This is a genomic window from Microbacterium sp. ISL-103, assembly GCF_018613995.1.
GTDB lineage: Bacteria > Actinomycetota > Actinomycetes > Actinomycetales > Microbacteriaceae > Microbacterium.
Genome location: NZ_JAGGPD010000405.1, coordinates 1 through 4012, shown reverse-complemented (window position 1 = coordinate 4012; position 4012 = coordinate 1). Strand labels below are relative to the sequence as shown.

The following is a 4012-nucleotide window of genomic DNA, read 5'->3' as shown; positions in this document are numbered from 1 at the left end:
CCGGAGTTCCCCGAGTTCCCGTTGTTCTCCGAGTTCTCGCTCTTGCCCGAGTTCTCGTTCTTGACGGAACCGCCGGGATCGCTCACGACGACCGGGTCGGCCGGAGCCTCTTCGGGCGAGGGCTCCGTTGCGACGATCGGCGTGCGCACGATCGCTGCAGAGACCGTACGACCCAGGTCGGCGGATGCGGGAGTGGTGAACGCGGCGAGACCGACGGCGACAGCCCCGGCCGCGGCGAGCCCGGCGGCGCCCGCGATGACGCGGTTCCGAGTGCGAGTCCGGCTTCGCGCCTCGCCGGCGCCGGCAGCCACGGGGGCGGCGACGTCGGTCTCGGCGCCGGTGGCAGAGGGGAAGACCGCGGTGACGCCGGTGGGCGACGAGTCCGGGGCGGCGCTGGCCGGTGCGGCGCGTTCCGCGTCGGGCGCCGCGGCAACGGCATCCGACTCCGCGCTCGTTGAAGCGATGTCGCTGACGGAACGCTCGGCGCCGGCGGATGCGGCGCCGGCAGGCTCGGCGCCGGCGGATGCGACGATCGCCGCAGCCGCCGCGGCGACAGCGGCCCCGTTGCCGTTCGCGGAATAGTCGCGCAGCAGGCCGCGCGCCGCTCGCGCGACCTCGACGGCGGTGGGGCGTTCCTCGGGCTCGAGCCGCGTCATGCGGGTGAGCAGGTCTCGCCATTCGTCGGGAACGGTCTCAGAGATGGTCGGCGGGTTCATCAGGCGCGCGATCGCGGCGGCGCGACCCGATGCGAGCGACGGGTATCCGGGCTCTCCGCTGAGCGCCTCCAGAGCGACAAGGCCGAGCGAGAAGATGTCGACGGGGGTTCCGGGGTCGGCGTCCCGCAGCTGCTCGGGCGCCATGTAGGTGAGTGTGCCGAGCACGATTCCGGGGGTCGTGAGTCGGGTGTTCTCGATCGAGCACGCGATGCCGAAGTCGGCGAGCTTCGCAGCCAGGGCACGCCCTGAGCGACCTCGACGCAGAAGCACATTCGACGGCTTGACGTCGCGATGGACGATCCCGGCAGCATGCACCGCGGTCAGACCCTCGGCGAGGTCGCGGGTGATGCGCGCGACATCCTTCGGGGGCAGCGGACCTGCGGCCATCCGCTCGGCGAGAGTGGGTCCGTCGACGAACTCCATGACGAGATACTGGGGCCGCTTCGGCTCGAGCTGCGCGTCGTACAGCGTGACGAGCGACGGGTGGCTCAGCGAGGCGAGCAGCGCCTTCTCGGTATGCGCGCGCTCTATCGAGGCGACCGGGCCGTCGCCCTCGTGGATCATCTTTATCGCGACGGTGCGCCCGAGATGGGCATCCTCCGCGCGGTAGACGGTCGCCATGCCGCCCTGTCCGACGTGATCGTGCAGCACATATCGTCCATCGAGCAGTGCCGCCGTCGGCGACATCACTTCCAGCGTCATCACGAGCTCCTTGCAGATGCATCCGGGTCATGCATCAGTCGACAATAGGCTCGGCGCATTCGAACCGTCATCGGGGTTGACGATCGGGCGGATTGATGGATGCGTTCTCGGCGCGAGGCCGGGCTGGGGCGGTGCAGGTGCGATTCCCATGCTCTTCCGGCTTCACGCGCCCCCGAGACGCCCTGGCCAACGGGCCATCCGAAAGCTGTCAAGGCCCTCTCACAGTGTCGGTGGCCTCGGGTAGAAAAGAGGAAGATCGAAAGGACGTGGCATGGCCGCAGGCGACATCGAGACGTTCCAACGCGACGGAATCTGGTTCAACCGCATCACCGGCGAGTCCCGCACTCTGGGATCGAGCTTCGAGACCGAAGACGAGGCGGTCAGGGTCGGTCGCGGCGCCGCCGCCGCACGCCAGGTGAAGCACACGGTGCGCGTCGAAGAGGGCCCGTCGGGCACGGGCAATCTGCACGACTGGCATCCGCGCGATCTCATGAACTGAGCGCCGGGTGGTCGGCGAAGAACGAGAGCGGATGCTGTTGCAGGTGTGCCTCAACGGTGCGCGCGCTGTGGTGCAGCATCCGGCGCTCACTGCCGATGCGACCCTCGCGGCCGCGGATGCAGCGCGGGCCGTCGCGCTGGGAGCGCACGAGATCCACGTGCACCCGAAGGATGCCGAGGGCGACGACAGTCTTCGCGCGGATGACGTCGAGCGGTGGCTGAGTGCGTTGCGATCCGCATGCCCCGATATTCCGATCGGGGTGACGACCGGAGCGTGGATCGAGCCCGACGTCGAACAGCGCCTCGCCGTGATCCGTGAGTGGACCGTGCTGCCCGACTTCGCGTCGGTGAACTGGCATGAGTCCGGAGCCGACGAGGTCGCAGCGCTGCTGCAGAGTCGCGGTGTCGGTGTCGAAGCCGGCATCTGGGATGCCACGGGGCTCGAGGCCTGGCGACAATCGCCGGTGCGCGCGAGGACCCTGCGTGTTCTGGTCGAGCTGCCGGACGAGGCGGCAGACGTGGTGCAGCGGCATGCCGAGGGGTTGATCGCGCATGTGCGACTCGAGGATCCCGACGTGCCGATTCTTCTTCACGGCGAGCAGAACTCGGCGTGGCCGGCATTCACGCTGGCCGTGGAACTCGGACTCGCCTCGCGCATCGGGCTCGAAGACACCCTCGCGTTGCCCGATGGCAGGATCGCGCCTGACAATGCGGCGCTCGTGCGGTCGGCGGCTGCCTTCCTCGCGGCTGTGTGAGGCGCCGCTCTTTCCCGTCTTCGTGTTGCCGACGTGGTGAGCGCGCCGCGGCTACCGTCATGCCCTCGGTGCGGAGTGGCTCGGCCAGATCTCGCTGCGTACGGGCTGACCTCGGGGACTCGCTGTGCCCTCGGCGCGGCTCGCCCGCTGTCGTCACGCACCGAAACCGGACTCGCCTCGGCGGGATCCCGTCTTTAGTGTGGAAGCTTCTCGCAGTGAAGGAGTGCCCGTGGCCGAGAATCTGATCGCGACTGATCGCAGGGGCGGTCATCGCGCCGGTGAATCCGGTAGCCGTGGTGCTGCCCGATGTCGGGTCGCGGGCTGAGAGTCGAACGCGATGACCGACGACCGCGCACGCACCGACCCGCATCCGTTCGACTCCCGCACGAGGTTCGACCTCGATCGACCGGAGAGTCGCAAGTGGAGCCTGCACCCCGGACGCATCGGCGCATGGGTGGCCGAGATGGACTTCGGCGTCGCGCCGGTGATCGCCGAGGCCATGCACCGCGCGATCGACGACGAGACCCTCGGATACCTGTCGCCGCCGCTCGCTGCGCGGTTGGGTGAAGCGACGGCGGACTGGATGCGCGGCCAGTACGGCTGGGCGATCGACCCCGAAGGTGTGCATCCGGTCTCCGACGTGATGGCGGCGCTGCGCGTGGCCGTCGAAGAGTATGCCCCCGCCGGATCGCCCGTCATCGTGCCGACTCCGGCCTACATGCCCTTCTTGACATATCTGCCCGCGATCGGGCATCCGGTGATCGAGGTTCCCGGAGTCGAGGTCGACGGACGCTGGCGCCATGACCTGCAGCGCATCGACGAGGCTTTCGCTGCAGGCGCCCGCACGCTCGTGCTCTGCAATCCGCACAATCCGACCGGAACCCTGGTCGAGCGGTCCGAGCTCGAAGCTCTCGCCGAGATCGTCGAGCGGCACGGCGGTCGGGTGTTCGCGGATGAGATCCACGCGCCGCTGCGCTTCGACGGCCGACCGTTCATCCCCTACGCCTCTATCTCTGAGGCGACGGCCGCGCACACGATCACCGGTACGAGCGCGTCGAAGGCCTGGAACATCCCGGGGCTCAAGACCGCGCAGCTGATCACGTCGAACGACGCCGATCAGCAGCTGTATCGCCGATTCGGGTTCTCGGTGCAGCACGGCGCAGCGACGCTCGGGGTCGTCGCATCGACGGCTGCGTATCGCGCGGGCAGGCCGTGGCTCGACGGCGTGCTGTCGTACCTCTCCGACTCACGGAAGCTGCTGGGCTCGCTCGTCGCCGAGCACCTGCCGGGTGCGGTGTATCGCGAGCCGGAGGCGACGTACATCGGCTGGATCGACACGAC

The 4012-nt window shown here is 69.1% G+C and carries 4 protein-coding genes; 3 read left to right on the top strand and 1 reads right to left on the bottom strand.

Annotated elements, in window-relative coordinates:
- Positions 1 to 1418 (bottom strand): serine/threonine-protein kinase (locus J7E68_RS14545; protein ID WP_215173732.1); only part of this gene is annotated, 1418 nt, incomplete at its 3' end.
- 271 nt (positions 1419 to 1689) lie between these two features.
- On the opposite strand from J7E68_RS14545, the gene J7E68_RS14540 reads away from it, so the two are divergent.
- From J7E68_RS14540 to J7E68_RS14530, 3 genes are all read left to right on the top strand, one after another.
- A complete protein-coding gene (locus J7E68_RS14540) occupies positions 1690 to 1917 on the top strand; it encodes a DUF2188 domain-containing protein (RefSeq protein ID WP_215173729.1) in 228 nt (75 codons plus the stop codon).
- 31 nt (positions 1918 to 1948) lie between these two features.
- The gene (locus tag J7E68_RS14535; protein ID WP_215173727.1) at positions 1949 to 2671 is read left to right on the top strand and encodes a 3-keto-5-aminohexanoate cleavage protein; all 723 of its coding nucleotides are present in this window, start codon (positions 1949 to 1951) and stop codon (positions 2669 to 2671) included.
- Positions 2672 to 3008: 337 nt separating this feature from the next.
- The coding region (locus tag J7E68_RS14530; protein ID WP_215173723.1) for a MalY/PatB family protein at positions 3009 to 4012 on the top strand (1004 nt) is incomplete at its 3' end.